Origin of the sequence: Nocardioides sp., from assembly GCF_047602075.1 — a bacterium.
GTDB lineage: Bacteria > Actinomycetota > Actinomycetes > Propionibacteriales > Nocardioidaceae > Nocardioides.
In genome coordinates, this window is sequence record NZ_JASGIF010000001.1 from 1,877,737 (window position 1) to 1,892,870 (window position 15,134).

General features: G+C 70.1%; 14 protein-coding genes. 6 read left to right on the forward strand and 8 right to left on the reverse strand.

Going from position 1 to position 15,134, the window contains the following annotated elements; translation table 11 throughout:
- Nucleotides 1–26 precede the first annotated feature (26 nt).
- Together QM714_RS09495 and QM714_RS09500 are read right to left on the reverse strand one after the other, a co-directional pair.
- A complete protein-coding gene (locus tag QM714_RS09495; protein WP_415099807.1) occupies nt 27–305 on the reverse strand; it encodes a MarR family transcriptional regulator in 279 nt (92 codons plus the stop codon).
- A 289-nt stretch (nt 306–594) separates the two neighbouring features.
- Nucleotides 595–2,022, reverse strand: a complete 1,428-nt coding sequence (locus QM714_RS09500; protein ID WP_415101044.1) for an NCS2 family permease — start codon at nt 2,020–2,022, stop codon at nt 595–597.
- Between the two features lie 222 nt (nt 2,023–2,244).
- Here QM714_RS09500 and QM714_RS09505 point away from each other — a divergent pair, with 222 nt between their 5' ends.
- Nucleotides 2,245–2,523 (forward strand): DUF2530 domain-containing protein, encoded by a 279-nt coding sequence (locus QM714_RS09505; protein WP_415099809.1) that lies wholly within the window; start codon nt 2,245–2,247, stop codon nt 2,521–2,523.
- An 18-nt stretch (nt 2,524–2,541) separates the two neighbouring features.
- Here the strand turns inward: QM714_RS09505 and QM714_RS09510 are convergent, their stop codons facing one another.
- A complete protein-coding gene (locus QM714_RS09510; protein ID WP_415099811.1) occupies nt 2,542–3,303 on the reverse strand; it encodes a DUF3027 domain-containing protein in 762 nt (253 codons plus the stop codon).
- 50 nt (nt 3,304–3,353) lie between these two features.
- Between QM714_RS09510 and QM714_RS09515 the strand changes: the two genes are divergently transcribed.
- Nucleotides 3,354–4,799 carry an MFS transporter gene (locus QM714_RS09515; protein ID WP_415099813.1) on the forward strand — a complete coding sequence of 482 codons (1,446 nt, stop codon included), beginning with the start codon at nt 3,354–3,356 and terminating at the stop codon, nt 4,797–4,799.
- Nucleotides 4,800–4,816: 17 nt separating this feature from the next.
- Here the strand turns inward: QM714_RS09515 and QM714_RS09520 are convergent, their stop codons facing one another.
- The 4 genes from QM714_RS09520 to QM714_RS09535 form a co-directional block, all read right to left on the reverse strand.
- Nucleotides 4,817–5,212: a cold-shock protein gene (locus QM714_RS09520; RefSeq protein ID WP_415099815.1), complete on the reverse strand. Its 396-nt coding sequence runs from the start codon at nt 5,210–5,212 to the stop codon at nt 4,817–4,819.
- A gap of 140 nt (nt 5,213–5,352) precedes the next feature.
- Nucleotides 5,353–6,969, reverse strand: a complete 1,617-nt coding sequence (locus QM714_RS09525; RefSeq protein ID WP_415099817.1) for an AMP-binding protein — start codon at nt 6,967–6,969, stop codon at nt 5,353–5,355.
- Between the two features lie 88 nt (nt 6,970–7,057).
- On the reverse strand, nt 7,058–8,284 hold the full coding sequence (locus QM714_RS09530) for an FHA domain-containing protein (RefSeq protein ID WP_415099819.1): 1,227 nt from the start codon (nt 8,282–8,284) through the stop codon (nt 7,058–7,060).
- On the reverse strand, nt 8,281–9,039 hold the full coding sequence (locus QM714_RS09535) for a PP2C family protein-serine/threonine phosphatase (protein WP_415099821.1): 759 nt from the start codon (nt 9,037–9,039) through the stop codon (nt 8,281–8,283). The genes QM714_RS09530 and QM714_RS09535 overlap by 4 nt, the downstream gene beginning before the upstream one ends.
- A gap of 108 nt (nt 9,040–9,147) precedes the next feature.
- Between QM714_RS09535 and QM714_RS09540 the strand changes: the two genes are divergently transcribed.
- The 4 genes from QM714_RS09540 to QM714_RS09555 are packed head-to-tail and all read left to right on the forward strand — an operon-like array spanning nt 9,148 to nt 14,436.
- Nucleotides 9,148–11,397 carry a helicase-associated domain-containing protein gene (locus QM714_RS09540; protein WP_415099823.1) on the forward strand — a complete coding sequence of 750 codons (2,250 nt, stop codon included), beginning with the start codon at nt 9,148–9,150 and terminating at the stop codon, nt 11,395–11,397.
- A 56-nt stretch (nt 11,398–11,453) separates the two neighbouring features.
- Entirely contained in the window at nt 11,454–11,987 is a 534-nt protein-coding gene (locus QM714_RS09545; RefSeq protein WP_415099825.1) for a CGNR zinc finger domain-containing protein, read from the forward strand.
- The gene (locus QM714_RS09550; RefSeq protein ID WP_415099827.1) at nt 11,944–12,786 is read left to right on the forward strand and encodes a putative protein N(5)-glutamine methyltransferase; all 843 of its coding nucleotides are present in this window, start codon (nt 11,944–11,946) and stop codon (nt 12,784–12,786) included. Before QM714_RS09545 ends, QM714_RS09550 begins: the two co-directional genes overlap by 44 nt.
- 9 nt (nt 12,787–12,795) lie before the next feature.
- Nucleotides 12,796–14,436: a DNA repair helicase XPB gene (locus tag QM714_RS09555; RefSeq protein WP_415099829.1), complete on the forward strand. Its 1,641-nt coding sequence runs from the start codon at nt 12,796–12,798 to the stop codon at nt 14,434–14,436.
- 63 nt (nt 14,437–14,499) lie between these two features.
- Here QM714_RS09555 and QM714_RS09560 read toward each other — a convergent pair whose 3' ends face one another.
- Nucleotides 14,500–15,078, reverse strand: a complete 579-nt coding sequence (locus QM714_RS09560) for a hypothetical protein (protein WP_415099831.1) — start codon at nt 15,076–15,078, stop codon at nt 14,500–14,502.
- Nucleotides 15,079–15,134: the final 56 nt, after the last annotated feature.

Here is a 15,134-nt window from a genome sequence, read left to right on the forward strand (position 1 = left end):
CGCGTCAATTTATGGTTGTCCGGCATTCAGTCACACCGGGCGAGTCTGTCGAGGAGCGGTGCCGCCTCGCGGAGGAGGTCGCGCTCGTCGGAAGTCAATCCAGCCAGCTGTCGAGCCAGCCAGGCGTCGCGCCGATCGCGGTCGGCCAGCACCATCGCCCGACCGACATCGGTCAGCGCGATGAGCACCTGGCGGCCATCGGACTCGTGCGGCCGGCGGGACACGTAGCCACCGTCCTCGAGGCACCCGATCGTGCGGGTCATCGTCGGCGGCTGGACGCGCTCGAAGGCCGCCAACTCCCCCACGGTGAGCTCCCCCGCGCCGGAACAGCGTCCCGAGCACCGTCATCTGGCTCAGGCTCAGCTCGTTGTCAGGGTGCCGCTCGAACGCCAACCGGCGCCGCAGCCGCATCACCGCCATCCGCAGCTCCGACGCCAACCCGGCATCGGTCACAGCAGCAGTCTCCACAGTGGGCATAGTCGTTAGCATAACTCATTACCCTTGCTAACTATTCCCCTGCGCCAACGGTGACCCTGACGCCGCCTTCGGGGGCGGTGACCACGGCGGCGGGTGAGCCGAACCCGGCCGCGGGGATTAGGTGAGCCAGCGGGTGAGGGGGTCGATGGCGAAGTAGACGACGAAGAGGGCGGCGACGACCCACATCAACGAATGGACCTGCATGCCCTTGCCGCGGACCAGCTTGATGAGGACGTAGGCGACGAAGCCGGCGCCGATGCCGACGGTGATGGAGTAGGTGAACGGCATCAGCACGATGGTCAGGAAGGCCGGGATGGCGATCTCGAGGTCGTCCCAGTCGATGCCCTTGACCTGCTGCATCATCAAGAAGCCCACGATCACCAGGGCGGGGACGGCCGCCTCGCTGGGGATCACCTCGACCAGCGGCGTGATGAACATGGTCAGCAGGAAGAGGACACCGGTCACCACCGAGGCCAGACCCGTGCGGGCGCCCTCGCCGACGCCGGAGGCGGACTCGATATAGGAGGTGTTGGACGAGACACCGGCGGCGCCACCAGCCGCGGCGGCGACGGAGTCGACGACCAGGATCTTGGTGGTGTTGGGCGGCGTGCCGTCCTTGTCGAGCAGTCCGGCCTCTGCGCCGATGGCGGTCATCGTGCCCATCGTGTCGAAGAAGTCGGCCAGCATCAGCGTGAAGATGAGCAGCGCGGTCGCGACGAAGCCGATGCTCGAGAACGAGCCGAGCAGGTTGAAGTGGCCGAGCGTGCCCAGGTCGGGCATGTCGACGAGCTTGTCGGGGAACGAGGGCACGTTGAGACCCCAGCCCTTCGGGTTGTAGCTGCCGTCGCCGCCGACCATCGGACCGATCTTGCTGATCGCCTCCACCACGATGGCGAGCACCGTGGTGGCGATGATCGAGATCAGGATCGCACCGCGCACGCCGCGCACCCACAAGGCGATGACCAGGATCAAGCCGACCGCGAAGACGAGCGCCGGCCAGCCGGCGAGCGATCCGGACGGACCGAGCTGGACTGGGACGGTAGTGCCGGCCGCGTCGGGGATGCGGCGCACCCAGCCGGCGTCGACGAAGCCGATCAGCGCGATGAACAGGCCGATCCCGACCGAGATGGCGGTCTTGAGCTGCGTGGGCACCGCATGGAAGATCGCCTGTCGGAAGCCGGTGAGCACGAGGAGCAGGATGATCAGACCTTCGATCACTACCAGGCCCATCGCGTCAGCCCAGGTCGCCTTGGCTGCCACGGTGTAGGCGACGAAGGCGTTGAGGCCGAGCCCGGTGGCCAACGCCAACGGATAGTTGGCCACGACACCCATCAGGATCGTCATCAAGCCGGCGACGAGCGCCGTGCCCGCGGCGATGGCGGCGAGATTGGAGCCGTCACCGGACCCACCACCGAGGAACTTCCCGTCCCCGTCGGCGGCGAAGCCGAGGATGATCGGGTTCAGCGCCACGATGTAGGCCATCGTGAAGAAGGTGACGACCCCGCCTCGGATCTCACGCTCGACGGTGGAGCCGCGCTGGGTGATCTTGAAGAAGCCGTCGAGGCCACCCGGCCCGGAGGGGTGTTTGCCGGACTTGCCGGAACGGCCAGCGGGATTGCCTCCCGGTCGACCTGGGTGTGGACGCTTGGCCTTGCCCCGGTTGCGACTGGTCACGTTCGCAGAGTCTGGCAGATGGAGCGGGCTCCGGGGAGACCCCGTGCGAGGTGGAGGTCCGGCCTCGGGCCGAGGCGGGTAGCGTGGGCGATCGTGGAGTTCCGCGACGAGCAGCCGACCAAGCACGAGATCGGCCGCCGCACCTATCTGGTCGCCGATGTCGAGCCTCTCGACGTCGACGGCGTGCGGACCGTCTCGGTGGGCTGCGCGCTGTGGTTCATCGCCTTCGTCGGGCTGTTGCCGTTCTACGGTCAGCTGCGCGACTCCGACCGCCTGTGGTGGCTGTGGACCTGCCTGGCCGGACTGGCGCTGGGCCTGTTCGGCTTGGAGTATGTCCGTCGTCGGCGGCGGTCCCGACCAGCCGACGAGTGAGCGACAGCGCGACTGCGACTACAGCTCGACGAGATCGTCGACGGTGTCCCAGACGTGGGGAGGGAGCGCCTGCGGCCGGGCCCGCTTGGGCAGCGTCGCCTCGGAGTGCGCCCCGCAGCCGTGGTCGAAGGACACCACCCGGCCGTCGTCGTTGGCGCTGCCGTTGGCGCACACACCGAACAGCTCGGCGAGCGGCCCGGAGAGCTGGATCAGGAAGCCGCAACTCGTGCACATTGCCGGCGCGGCTTGGGCTAGCGGCGAGGAGGGGCCACCTGGGCCGTCGTACCACCGCTCGGCGGCGAGGTCGCGGCCCTCGACCGAGAGGGTGCGCACCCGGCCGAAGTAGAGCTCTTGGGCGACGTGTCGGATCTGGGTCTTCTCGTCGGACGAGAGGGGGTCGTCGCCGAAGGAGTACGTCGGGACCAGGCGCGGGTCGTCCTCCTCCACGGGGAGGAGGTCACCGGCGGACAGATCGCCTGGCTGGACGCGTTCGCGGTAGGGCACCCAGGCCGGCGCGATGATCGCGTCTTCCCCGGGGATCAGCACGACCTCGTCGACGGTGACCTGCTTGGCGCGCGGGATCCGGGTCACGGTGACCGACCAGCGCCAGCCGCGGTAGCCGCGCCGCGTGCACTCGAACAGGTGGGTGACGACCCGATCGCCCTCTGCCTGGGCACCGAGGTGCTCGCCGACGTCCTCCGCGGGTGCCTCGTCGATGAGGGCGGCTCGGGCCGCCTCGACGGCGGCCGCCCCGGTGGCGTCGAGCTTGGCGGTGGTCACCGGCACATGATGTCACGCATCGGCTCGGGTTGACGGGGCAGGATAGGGACATGTCGCCGACGCCACCGGATGGTCCCCACCTCCATCCGGATCAGGAGCGAGAGGCGGATCGGCCGAGTTCGACGCGTCGGATCGGCGGCGCCGCGCGGGCGACCGGGCGTGGGCTGCGCAATATCGCACGAGCGACCGGTCGGGCGAGTGGCTACACGGTCCGGCAGGCCCGACGGGCCGCCAGGTCGGAGGGTGCGGGCGACTCGGGCCTGTCTCGGCTCATCGAACTGCATGCCTTCAACGCAGCCGGCGATGCCGCGATCGCAGTCTCGTTGGCGGGCACCTTGTTCTTCCAGGTGCCGACAGGTGAAGCCCGTGGGCAGGTCGCCCTGTTCCTGCTGATGACGATGCTCCCGTTCGCGGTCGTGGCGCCCCTGATCGGGCCGTTCCTGGATCGGTTCAGCCATGGCCGCCGCTGGGCCATCGGCGCCACCCTCGCGCTCCGGGCGTTCCTGGCCTGGGCGCTCGCCTCGGCGGTCAGCACCGACTCACCGTGGCTCTTCCCGACGGCGCTGGGTTGTCTGGTCGCCTCGAAGGCGTACGCCGTCACGCGGGCGGCCGCCGTGCCCCGCGTCGTGCCTCCTTCGCAGACCCTGGTCAAGGCCAACGGTCGCATCTCGCTGGCCGGCGTGGTCGGCGCGGCGATCTCGGCCCCGATCGCCGGGCTCACCAGCCTGATCGGGCCGGAGTGGTCGCTGCGCTATGCGTTCGTGCTGTTCGTCGTGGGCACGGTGCTGGCGATCCTGCTGCCTGCACAGGTCGACTCCAGCGTCGGCGAGGGCACGATGACGATGACGGGCGAGGAGTCCGCGACGCCGGGGCGCAGCGGACGGATCCGAGTGCGGATCCCGGGCTCGGTGGCGTTCGCGCTGCGCGCCAACGTCGGGCCTCGGTGGCTGTCCGGCTTCTTGACCATGTTCATGGCGTTCCTGCTGCGTGAGAACCCGATCGAGGGCTGGTCTCCCGAGCTCCTGCTCGGCCTGGTCATCGGCTCGGCCGGACTGGGCAACACGCTCGGTATCGCGCTCGCCTCCGTCCTCAAGCGGGTCAACCCGCGGGTCACCGTCGTGTTGGCGCTCACCGCCGACGCGCTAGTGGCGCTGCTGGCTGCGCTGCTCTACGGGGTGGTGACTGTCGCCCTGCTCGGGCTCACCGCCGGCCTCGCCCAGTCACTCGCGAAGCTCTCCTTGGACTCCACCATCCAGCGGGACGTGCCGGAGCGGGTGCGCACCAGCGCGCTGGCCCGCTCCGACACCACTCTGCAGCTCGCCTGGGTGATCGGAGGTCTGGTCGGCATCGCGATCCCGCTGCTGCCGCGGCTCGGGCTGGGCATCGCTGCCACGGTGCTGCTGATCTGGCTGGCCCTGGTGCTCGCGGTGCGGCCGGGGCGAGGGCCGGCTGCGCCACCTGGCTCCCCCGCTCGCTCGTCTCGGGAGGCCGGCTGAGCCCGGTGGGTCCGGGCTCAGAGCTCCAGCTCGTCGGCGAGGGCGCGCAGCAGCTTGGCGACCGGGCGGGCGGTTCGTGCCTCGGGGTGCCGACCGTGACGGTAGGTCTCGCCCACCCCGTCGAGCAGCCGGATCAGGTCCTCGACGATCGGGACCATCTCCTCGGGCTTCTTGCGCTTGGCCATCGACCGGTTGCGCTGCACTGATTGGGGCGAGTCGAGGATGCGGACCTGGAGGGCCTGGTCGCCGCGGCGGCCTTGGGCGATGCCGAACTCGACGCGGGTGCCCGCCTTCACGGTGGTGACACCTTCGGGCAGCGCGTCGGCGTGCACGTAGACGTCGGGGCCGCTCTCCTGGGAGAGGAACCCGAAGCCCTTCTCGGCGTCGAACCACTTCACCTTGCCAGTAGGCACGCCACGGACCTTCCTCGATCTGCTGGGGTACGACGCCAGCCGGCGTCGTGTGACTTGAGTTGCGGGGGTAGAACTGGCGACCAGCCTAGAGACCTGGTGTCTCCCCTGACCAACCCATTCCCTATTGCCGGGCCAGATTGTCAGGCGAGGCCGAGTGCTTGGGCGGACTCCTCGCGCATCTGAACCTTGCGGATCTTGCCGGTGACGGTCATCGGGAACTCGTCGACGACCATCACGTAGCGCGGGATCTTGTAGTGCGCCAGTCGCCCCTCGGAGAACGTTCGGATGGCGGTGGCGTCGAGTGGGTCGCAGCCGGCGCGCATCTTGACCCAGGCGCACAGCTCCTCGCCGTACTTCTCGTCGGGGACTCCGATCACCTGCACGTCTTCGATGTCGGGATGCTGATAGAGGAACTCCTCGATCTCCTTGGGATAGATGTTCTCGCCGCCTCGGATGACCATGTCCTTGATGCGGCCGACGATGTTGCAGTAGCCGTCCGCGCGCATCACGGCCAGGTCGCCGGTGTGCATCCAGCCGTCCGTGTCGACCGCCTCGGCGGTCTTGGCTGGCTCGTCCCAGTAGCCGAGCATCACGGAGTAGCCGCGCGTGCAGAACTCTCCGGTCTCGCCGCGGTCGACGGTCTCGCCGGTGAGGGGGTCGACGATCTTGATCTCGACGTGTGGGTGGGCGCGGCCGATGGTGGCAGTGCGTCGCTCCAGGTCGTCGTCGGTCCGGGTCTGGCAGGACACGGGCGAGGTCTCGGTCATCCCGTAGGCGATGGCCACCTCGGCCATGTGCATGTCCTCCACGCAGCGCTTCATCACCTCGACCGGGCAGATCGCGCCCGCCATCACCCCGGTGCGCAAGGAGGACAGGTCGTGATCGGCGAAGGAGGGGTCGCTCTGCATGGCTATGAACATGGTGGGCACGCCGTAGACACCGGTGCACCGCTCCTCGGCCACGACCCGCAGCGTGGTGGCCGGGTCGAAGGCCGGCGCGGGGATGACCATGGTGGCGCCGTGGGTGCTGCAACCGAGATTGCCCATCACCATGCCGAAGCAGTGGTAGAAGGGCACCGGGATGCACAGCCGGTCGGCCTCGGTGAAGCCGATCAGCTCGGTGGTGAAGAAGCCGTTGTTGAGGATGTTGCGGTGTGAGAGCGTGGCGCCTTTGGGATAGCCGGTGGTGCCCGAGGTGTACTGAATGTTGATCGCATCCTCCGGCGCCAGCGTCGACATCCGGTCGGTCAGGGCCGAGGCGGCGGTCCCCTCCCCTTCGGCGATCAGGGTCGCCCAGTCGTCGGTGTCGAGGTAGACGACCCGTTCGAGGGTGCGGCACTCCTCGCGGGTCTGCTCCACCATGGCGCGGTAGTCACTGGTCTTGAAGCTCGACGCCGCGATCAGCAGCCGCAGTCCCGACTGGTTGACGGCATAGGCGAGCTCATGGGTGCGATACGCGGGGTTGACATTGACCAGGATCGCCCCGATCTTCGCGGTGGCGAACTGGGTGAGTGTCCACTCCGCACAGTTGGGCGCCCAGATGCCGACCCGGTCGCCCTTGGCGATCTCGGCGCCGATCAGCCCGCGCGCCAGCGCATCGACGTCGCGGTCGAGATCCGCCCAGGTCCAGCGTCGTCCGGTCGCGGCCTCGACGAGCGCCTCGCGGTCGGGGTAGGTCGCCACGGTGCGCTCGAAGTTCGCCCCGATGGTCTCGTCGAGCAGAGCTGGCGTGGTCTCGCCTGCGGCAGATGACTCCATCTCGTCATGGTAGTGGCGTAGATCACATCCGCTCGGTCCGGCGACCAGAGCCGGTAGTAGGTGCGGTCCGTCCGTGGAGAGCGAGGGGTCAGACGCCGGTGACCCGGATGGTGGCGCCGTCGCCGAGGTCGATGATCGCGCCGACCTGCAGTCGGATGGACATGCCGGGCTTGAGATCCTCCGGCGGCTGGCCGGGCAGCATCAGCACGGTGCCGTTGGTCGAGCCGAGGTCGGTGACGACGGCATGGCCGAGATCCGCCTCGGAGCCGGGGCGCACCTCCAGGTGCGTGGAGGAGATCTCCTGGTGCGGGCTCGGCACGGTGACCAGCATCGGCTGATCAGATGGTGCGAACCGCCGCATCTCCGGGGCCCGCCCGATCAGGACCGCGCGGTCCACGTCGATCACGGGCCCGCTGGAGAACAGCAGCCTGGCCACCGGCTCCATCGGCTCGGGGTCCGGCAACGGTGCCGACACACCCGGCGCGGGTCGCTCCAGCCGGTCCCCCGAGGCCAGCGGCTCTCCCTCGGACAGCGGGTCACTGGCCGGGGTCGGAGAGTCCGCGGGCTGGTGCTCGCCACTCGACGCCGGCTCGGTGATCGGCTCTGCGGCGATCGGCTCGGCGGCGACGGACTCGGCGGCGTGCGTAGGGGCAGCCGGCAGCGGGTCGAAGGTCTCGAAGTCGGCGGGCGGGACCTCGGGCTCGCCGTCGCCGGCGTCCTCGCCCGCGGGCGCCTCGTCAGCAGAGTCCTCGGCCTGGTCGCTGAGGACTGGCACGATGGGCTGCTCGGCGTCCTCGTCGACGTCGACACTCTGATCGACATCTGCGACGGGCTCGTCGTCATCTGACGCGGGCGAGGCCGGTCGAGCAGGCACGTACGGCGGCTCCTCGACGCGGCCGACTCGCACCAGACCGGAGGTGATCACCAGCTCCTCGTCGACGTCCTCGGTCGGCTCCAACTGGACGAACATCCGAGAGACGCCGGTCAGGGTCCGCTCGACCCAGGTCGTGTCGGTGCTGCCTGCGAGCTGCACCATCGCGCCCTCGGCCACGAAGGCGGCCACCGCGGGGCCGCGGAGCACGACCTTGGTGCCCTGCTCGGTCTCGCTCACGAGCACGAAGCCGGGGAGGTCTCGCAGGCCGCTGGCCAGGAGGGCATCGAGCACCTCGTCGAAGCCGGCGCCCTCGTCGACCAACTCCCAGATGGCGGCGACGCGGTGCTTCTCGGAGGGTGGCAGCAGCACGGTGGCACCGTCTCCGAAGATCGCGAACCAGCCACCGGGACGGTAGGACCGACGCACGGGATCGGCAGTCATGGCGCCCATCCCACCACATCGACGACCACCGCGGTGGCGTTATCGCGTCCTCCGGCCTCGATCGCTGCCGCCACCAACCGGTCCGCTGCGGCCCCCGGATCGGGAGCCTCACGGAGGATCGCGCCGATCCGTTCGTCGTCGATCATGCCGTTGACGCCGTCCGAGCAGAGCAGCAGTCGCTCGGCGTCAGCGAGCGGGACCAGGAAGAAGTCGGGGGCCACCTCTTCGGGACCGCCCAGTGCCCGCGTCACCACGTGCCGATCCGGATGGAGCGACGCATCCCCGGGGTCGATCTCGCCCGCGTCGATCAACTCCTGGACGACCGAGTGGTCGACGGTGACTTGGCTCAGGTCTCCGCCGCTCAGCCGGTAGGCCCGGGAGTCGCCGAGATTCACGACCAGCCAAGCGGCGTCGGCCCCCTCGGCCACCAGAAGGGCGACCACGACCGTGGTGCCGGAGTACCACTGCGGGGATCCTTGCGCGCGGTGCTCGGCGGAGAACTCACCGATGCGGGCCTGGCTGGCCACCAGCGCGTCGACGATGCGGCGGGCGGCGGCCACCGTGTCCAGTCGATCGTCGCCGATGCGGGCAAACTCCTCCACGACGATGCCACTGGCGACCTCGCCGCCATCATGCCCACCCATCCCGTCGGCGACGACGAACACCGGTGGCTCGGCCAGATAGGCGTCCTCGTTGACCGCCCGCACCATGCCGACATCGGTGGCCGCGCCATAGCGCAGCTCTACGCGGGTCATGCCACCTCCTGCGGATCCCGAGACAAGGTTGAGGGACAAGGCTGAGGCACAAGGCTGGGGGTCGAGGCAGGCGGTTGGCAAGCGGACGGGCCGGGTAGCGTGAGCGGGATGGCCGCGAGTGCTCCGCCCCGCTCTCTCGCCGACCAGTTGCGTGCCTGGTCCGACGGGCGTCTTGCGGCGCTCCTGCACGATCGGCCCGACCTCGCCTCGCCAGCACCGCAGGACTCCGCGCAACTCGCCTCACGGGCTGCCGTGCGGGCCTCGCTGCTGCGGGCGACGGATCAGCTGACGCACCTCGAGCTGGCCGTGCTGGAGGCCTTGGCGGCGCTCGGACCGTGCGCTGTCGCTGAGCTGGTCACCTTGGTCTACGCGGACCCTCGCGCGACCATGTCGGCCGCCGAGAGACTCGTCGATCTGGCCCTCGCGTGGGAGTCGCCGGAGGGCCTGCGCGCGCTGACCGGCACCCTGGAGGGACTGGGGTTCGCGCCGGGTGGCTCCGGACTACGGCCCCGCTCCCCCGGCGAGGCCCGCCCCGACACCGTGGCCGCCGCTCTGACAGGGCTGAGCCCCGCGGCGCGGGCCCTGCTCGAGCACCTCGACTCCCACGGCGGACACGGGACGACAACCGCCAGCGCCGGCGATGTCGCTGCCACGCCAGCCCAGGAGTTGTTGGCCGCGCGCCTGGTGCTGCCCCGAGACGGTGGGGTGGTCGTCCTCCCCGGCGAGGTCGCGGTCGCGCTGCGCGGTGGACGCACCACCCGGGAGCCGGTCGACCAGATGCCAGCCGTGCTCACCTCGGAGCGGGACCCCGATCTGGTGGAGCGGACCGCTGCCGGAGCGGCGTACGAAGCAGTGCGCCGCATCGAGCTGCTGCTGGATCAGTGGGGCACGCATCCCCCACTCGCACTCCGGTCGGGCGGCCTCGGGGTGCGCGACCTGAAGGCTGCGGCCCGCGCGCTCCAGGTGGACGAGTCGACGGCGGCCCTCCTGGTCGAGGTGGCCGCCGCCGCAGGACTGTTGGCCACGGGAGACGCGGACGGCGAACCGGCCTGGCTGCCCACCGATGCCTTCGATCCGTGGCTATCGGCCTCCGCCGCCGATCGGTGGAGCCAACTCGTGACCGCGTGGCTGGACAGCCCGCGACTGCCCGCGCTCGTCGGGCTCCGCGACCAGGCCGGCAAGGCCCGCAACGCGCTCGCGCCGGAGCTCTCGAGTGTCTTCGCGGTGGAGAGTCGTCGGATGACGCTGGCGGTGCTCGCCACGCTCGAGCCCGGTCGGGTCCTCGCGGCCGGCACCGGACCACCCTCGCTGGTCGCTCGGGTGTGCTGGCTACGGCCCCGCCGGCCAGCCAGCCGGGTCGAGATGATCGAGTGGACGCTGACCGAGGCGGCCACGCTCGGGCTGACCGGGCTAGGAGCACTCTCCCGTGCGGCCAGGCTGCTGCTGTCGGGTGACCGCGAGGCCGTAGCGCAGGCCCTCGACCCCCTGCTGCCGGAGCCGGTCGACCACATCCTCGTGCAGGCCGACCTGACGGCGGTGGCACCCGGACCGCTGACCCCCGAGCTCGCCCGCACCCTCCACATGATCGCCGAGGTGGAGTCACGCGGTGGCGCGACCGTCTACCGCTTCACCCCCCAGTCAGTGCGACGAGCTTTCGACACCGGCTGGTCGGCTGCCGAGGTGCACGCCTTCCTGGCGCGGGTGTCTCGCACCGCGATCCCGCAACCGCTGAGCTATCTGATCGACGATGTGGCGCGCACGTTCGGCACGATCCGGATCGGGCACGCCGAGGCATTCGTCCGCTCCGACGACGAGGCCACGCTCACCCGGTTGCTCCGCGACCCAAGAGCAGCGGCCTGGGGCCTGCGACGCCTCGCCCCGACGGTCGTGGTCGGCGCCGTCCCCGCGGAGGAGTTGCTGGCGGCGCTGCGCGAGCTGGGGACGGCTCCGGTGGTCGAGGCCCCCGACGGGAGCGTTCAGATCGGTCGGCCACGTCAGCACCGTGCTCGGGTCCCACGCGACCGACGACCGACCGCCATCACGGCCGCCCGCGAGACGGCGCAGCTGACGGCCCTGGTCACGGCGCTGCGCGCTGGTGACCGAGCCGCCGCCTCGCGACCACGCGGCAGCGGGCCGATGTCACCGGCCGACAGCCTGGCCGCACTCCGCGAGGCGGTCGAGGCGAGCCGCACGGTGGTGATCGGCTACGTCGACCACCACGGCACCGCCACCGAGCGCGTCGTCGACCCGCTCTCGGTCGAGGGCGGCCACCTCACCGCACACGACCACCGCACCGAGCTGCGTCGCTCCTTCGCGCTGCATCGGGTCACCTCCGTCCGTCCCGCCACGAGCGGCTGACGCCCGGGTCCCCGAAACCGGTCACCTCGCAACCAGGCACCCACTAAAGTGGATCGGTGGACTTCTTGGCGTACGCCGAAGGTGCGGCCAGGCTGCTCAACACCCCGTTGAGGGATCGAGCGAGCCTGATCGCCTTCCTCGACACCCCCGCCTACCGTGTCTGGCAGCAGGACCGAGTCACCGACCACGACGTCACCACCCTGACCCGCTTCCAGAAGAAGCTGCGGCCGAGCTTCGAGTCCTCGGTCGCCGACGATCCCGCGCAGGTCATCGCGACCCTGAACTCGCTGCTGCGCCGGCACCCCATCACACCGTTCATCTCTGAACACAACCCGGATCGACTGCACCTCCACGTCGCGACGAGGTCGGCCTCGGTCGCAGACCTGGTGATCTCCGAAGCGTTGCTCGGGCTGGCCACGGTGGTGTGTGATCTCGGCCCGGAGCGGCTGGGCGTGTGTCGAGCGAGCCCCTGCGCCAACGTCTTCGTCGACACCTCGCCGAACCACTCCCGTCGCTATTGCTCCGACCGCTGTTCGTCTCGAGCCAATGTCGCTGCCTTCCGCGCGCGGAAGCGTGCCGCCGCCAGCTGACGCTCCTCCGGCCGAGCTGGTCGCCCGGCTGCGGGCAGCGGGATGCGTCTTCGCCGAGGACGAGGCCAGGCTGCTGACCGAGGCCGCCGAGGGAGCCGAGCTCGACGCCATGGTGGCCCGACGCGTGAGCGGCGAGCCCTTGGAGCTGGTGCTCGGCTGGGTCGAGTTCGGCGGCCTGCGGCTCGCGGTGGCTCCCGGTGTCTTCGTCCCGCGTCGGCGCAGCGAGTTGGTGGCGGAGACCGCGATCGAACTGCTCGAAGGTGCTGCTCCCCGTGACCGGCCAGCGGTGGTCGTTGAACTGTGCTGTGGGGTGGGTGCGATCGCAGCGGCGACCGCGGCGGCTCGACCCGACACTCGGGTCTGGGCGGCCGACCTCGATGCGGCAGCCGTCGCCTGTGCCCGCGCCAATCTGCCCGGTGCCGAGGTGTCGATCGGCGACATCGACTCATCCCTCCCGACGACGCTTCGCGGCCGGGTGGACGTGCTCGCCGCCAACGCGCCGTACGTCCCCACCGATCAGATCGCCACGATGCCCCGCGAGGCTCGCGAGCACGAGCCCCTGCCCACTCTCGACGGTGGCCCGGACGGTCTCCAGGTGGTCCGCCGTGTGGTCGAGGCCGCGCCCCAGTGGTTGGCGCCTGGAGGCCACCTGATCATCGAGACCAGTGCCGGCCAGGCGCCGGTGCTGGTCGAGCTGGTGGAAGCGGCCGGCCTGAGGGCCGAGCCTCGCACCGATCCCGAGCGCGCCGCGACGGTCGTCATCGGCGCGGTCGAGCCCACCGCTGGCGTGGGTCTCTAGGATTCCGGGGTGACCACCGGCCCGCTGATCGTCCAGTCGGACAAGACGCTCCTGTTGGAAGTCGACCACCCGCAGGCTGGTGAGTGCCGCAAGGCGATCGCGCCGTTCGCGGAGCTGGAGCGCAGCCCCGAGCACGTGCACACCTACCGGCTCACCAACCTCGGCCTGTGGAACGCCCGCGCGGCGGGCCACGACGCCGAGCAGGTGGTCGATGCGCTGCTCCACTACAGCCGGTATGCCGTGCCGCACGCGCTGCTCGTCGACGTCGCCGAGACGATGGCTCGGTTCGGTCGTCTGCGGCTGGAGAAGCATCCGACGCACGGCCTCGTCCTGGTCTCCACCGATCGCGCCGTGTTCGAGGAGGTGCTGCGCGCCAAGCGGATCGCCGGGATGATCGGAGATCGTCTCGACGAGGACACCGCCGTCGTGCATGCCTCGGAGCGGGGGAACCTCAAGCAGGCGCTGCTCAAGCTGGGCTGGCCGGCCGAGGACCTGGCCGGCTACGTCGACGGGGAGGCCCACCCGATCCAGCTGCGCGAGGAAGGCTGGTCGTTGCGCGACTACCAGCGTGATGCGGCCGAAGCCTTCTGGCACGGCGGATCCGGCGTCGTCGTGCTGCCGTGCGGTGCGGGCAAGACGATCGTCGGCGCGGCAGCGATGGCCCACGCGGAGGCGACCACGCTGATCTTGGTCACCAACACCGTGGCCGCGCGGCAGTGGAAGGACGAGCTGGTCCGGCGGACCTCGTTGAGCGAGGACGAGATCGGGGAGTACAGCGGTGCGGTCAAGGAGATCCGACCCGTCACCATCGCGACGTACCAAGTGATGACCACTCGCCGCAACGGCAGCTACACCCACCTCGACCTGTTCGACGCGCGCGACTGGGGCCTGATCGTCTACGACGAGGTGCACCTGCTGCCGGCGCCGATCTTCCGGATGACCGCAGAGCTGCAGGCACGGCGCCGGCTCGGACTCACCGCCACGCTGGTCCGTGAGGACGGTCGCGAGGGGGATGTCTTCAGCCTGATCGGACCGAAGAGGTACGACGCCCCGTGGAAGGACATCGAGGCCCAGGGCTGGATCGCGCCGGCCGACTGTGTCGAGGTGCGGGTGACCCTCGATCCGAACGAGCGGATCGCCTATGCCACTGCCGAGGCCGACGACCGCTACCGGCTTGCCTCCTGCACGCCGGCCAAGACCCGGGTCGCCGAGCAGCTGGTCACCCAGCACTGGGGCGAGCCGACCCTGGTGATCGGGCAGTATCTCGACCAGCTCGACGAGATCGCCGCCGACCTGGACGCACCGGTGATCAAGGGTGAGACGCCGGTCAAGGAGCGGCAGCGGCTCTTCGACGCCTTCCGCACCGGCGAGCTCTCCTTGCTGGTGGTCTCGAAGGTGGCGAACTTCTCCGTCGATCTGCCCGAGGCCGCCGTCGCGATCCAGGTCTCCGGCTCCTTCGGCTCACGCCAGGAGGAGGCCCAGCGGTTGGGCCGGCTGCTGCGGCCCAAGGCCGACGGCCGCACCGCGCGCTTCTATGCCATCGTCGCCCGCGACACCCTGGACGCGGACTTCGCGCAGAATCGTCAGCGCTTCCTGGCCGAGCAGGGCTATGCCTATCGCATCATCGACGCCGCTGACCTCATTGAGTGATCCCTCGAGGCTCGCAGCGGCCCCGCCCCTATGCCTCTTGCCTGGGCGCGGGACCACGCCTCGTCAGTTGCTTGCCACCCGTCGGCTCAGCAAGACCTTCTCACCCTCGCCGGCGTGGCTGCCGCCGAACATGACGTCGAGATAGCCCTTCTCGGCCGTGCCACCCGGCCCGGTCTTGATGACCCCTCCGCCGACCTTGACCCACCGCGGGTTGTCCAGGCATCGCCGGGGGACGGTGATGGTCACGAGGTCTCGACGCACGAACCGGCTGGCCGTAGCGCGGGGACAGGTCACCTCCTGGTCGTGCTGCATGACCATGACGTAGTCCTCGTCGAGGAAGACCGACACCCAGTAGCGGCCCTCGGGTGTCGCGATCCGCACCACCGCCAGGTCGGTGCGCCGGGTCACCTCGCGCGCCGTCACCCGCACGCTGACCTGATGGGCACCGTGTCGGATGGTGACTCGAGTGATGTCTGGATTGGTGGCACGAGGCCGGGCGCTGTGTTGCTGGCCGTCGAACCAGATCAGGTCGTGGCGGTGGTCTCGGTGACGGAGAACGTCTGCGTGCGCAGGAACAGAGAGGGTGAGGACGACCAACACCGTGCCGGTCAGGGCCGCGGCAGCTCGGGAGAGGACGGACATGGGATGCTCCTTGTCAGTTCGAGAGTGCGGGGGCACTCCGAGCCTCGGCCGCACGC

Coding starts and splice junctions, on each gene's coding strand:
- QM714_RS09515 (WP_415099813.1), top strand. CDS start 3,354: ATGTCGCCGACGCCACCGGATGGTCCCCACCTCCATCCGGATCAGGAG.
- QM714_RS09525 (WP_415099817.1), bottom strand. CDS start 6,969: ATGGAGTCATCTGCCGCAGGCGAGACCACGCCAGCTCTGCTCGACGAG.
- QM714_RS09550 (WP_415099827.1), top strand. CDS start 11,944: ATGTCGCTGCCTTCCGCGCGCGGAAGCGTGCCGCCGCCAGCTGACGCT.
- QM714_RS09540 (WP_415099823.1), top strand. CDS start 9,148: ATGGCCGCGAGTGCTCCGCCCCGCTCTCTCGCCGACCAGTTGCGTGCC.
- QM714_RS09535 (WP_415099821.1), bottom strand. CDS start 9,039: ATGACCCGCGTAGAGCTGCGCTATGGCGCGGCCACCGATGTCGGCATG.
- QM714_RS09530 (WP_415099819.1), bottom strand. CDS start 8,284: ATGACTGCCGATCCCGTGCGTCGGTCCTACCGTCCCGGTGGCTGGTTC.
- QM714_RS09560 (WP_415099831.1), bottom strand. CDS start 15,078: ATGTCCGTCCTCTCCCGAGCTGCCGCGGCCCTGACCGGCACGGTGTTG.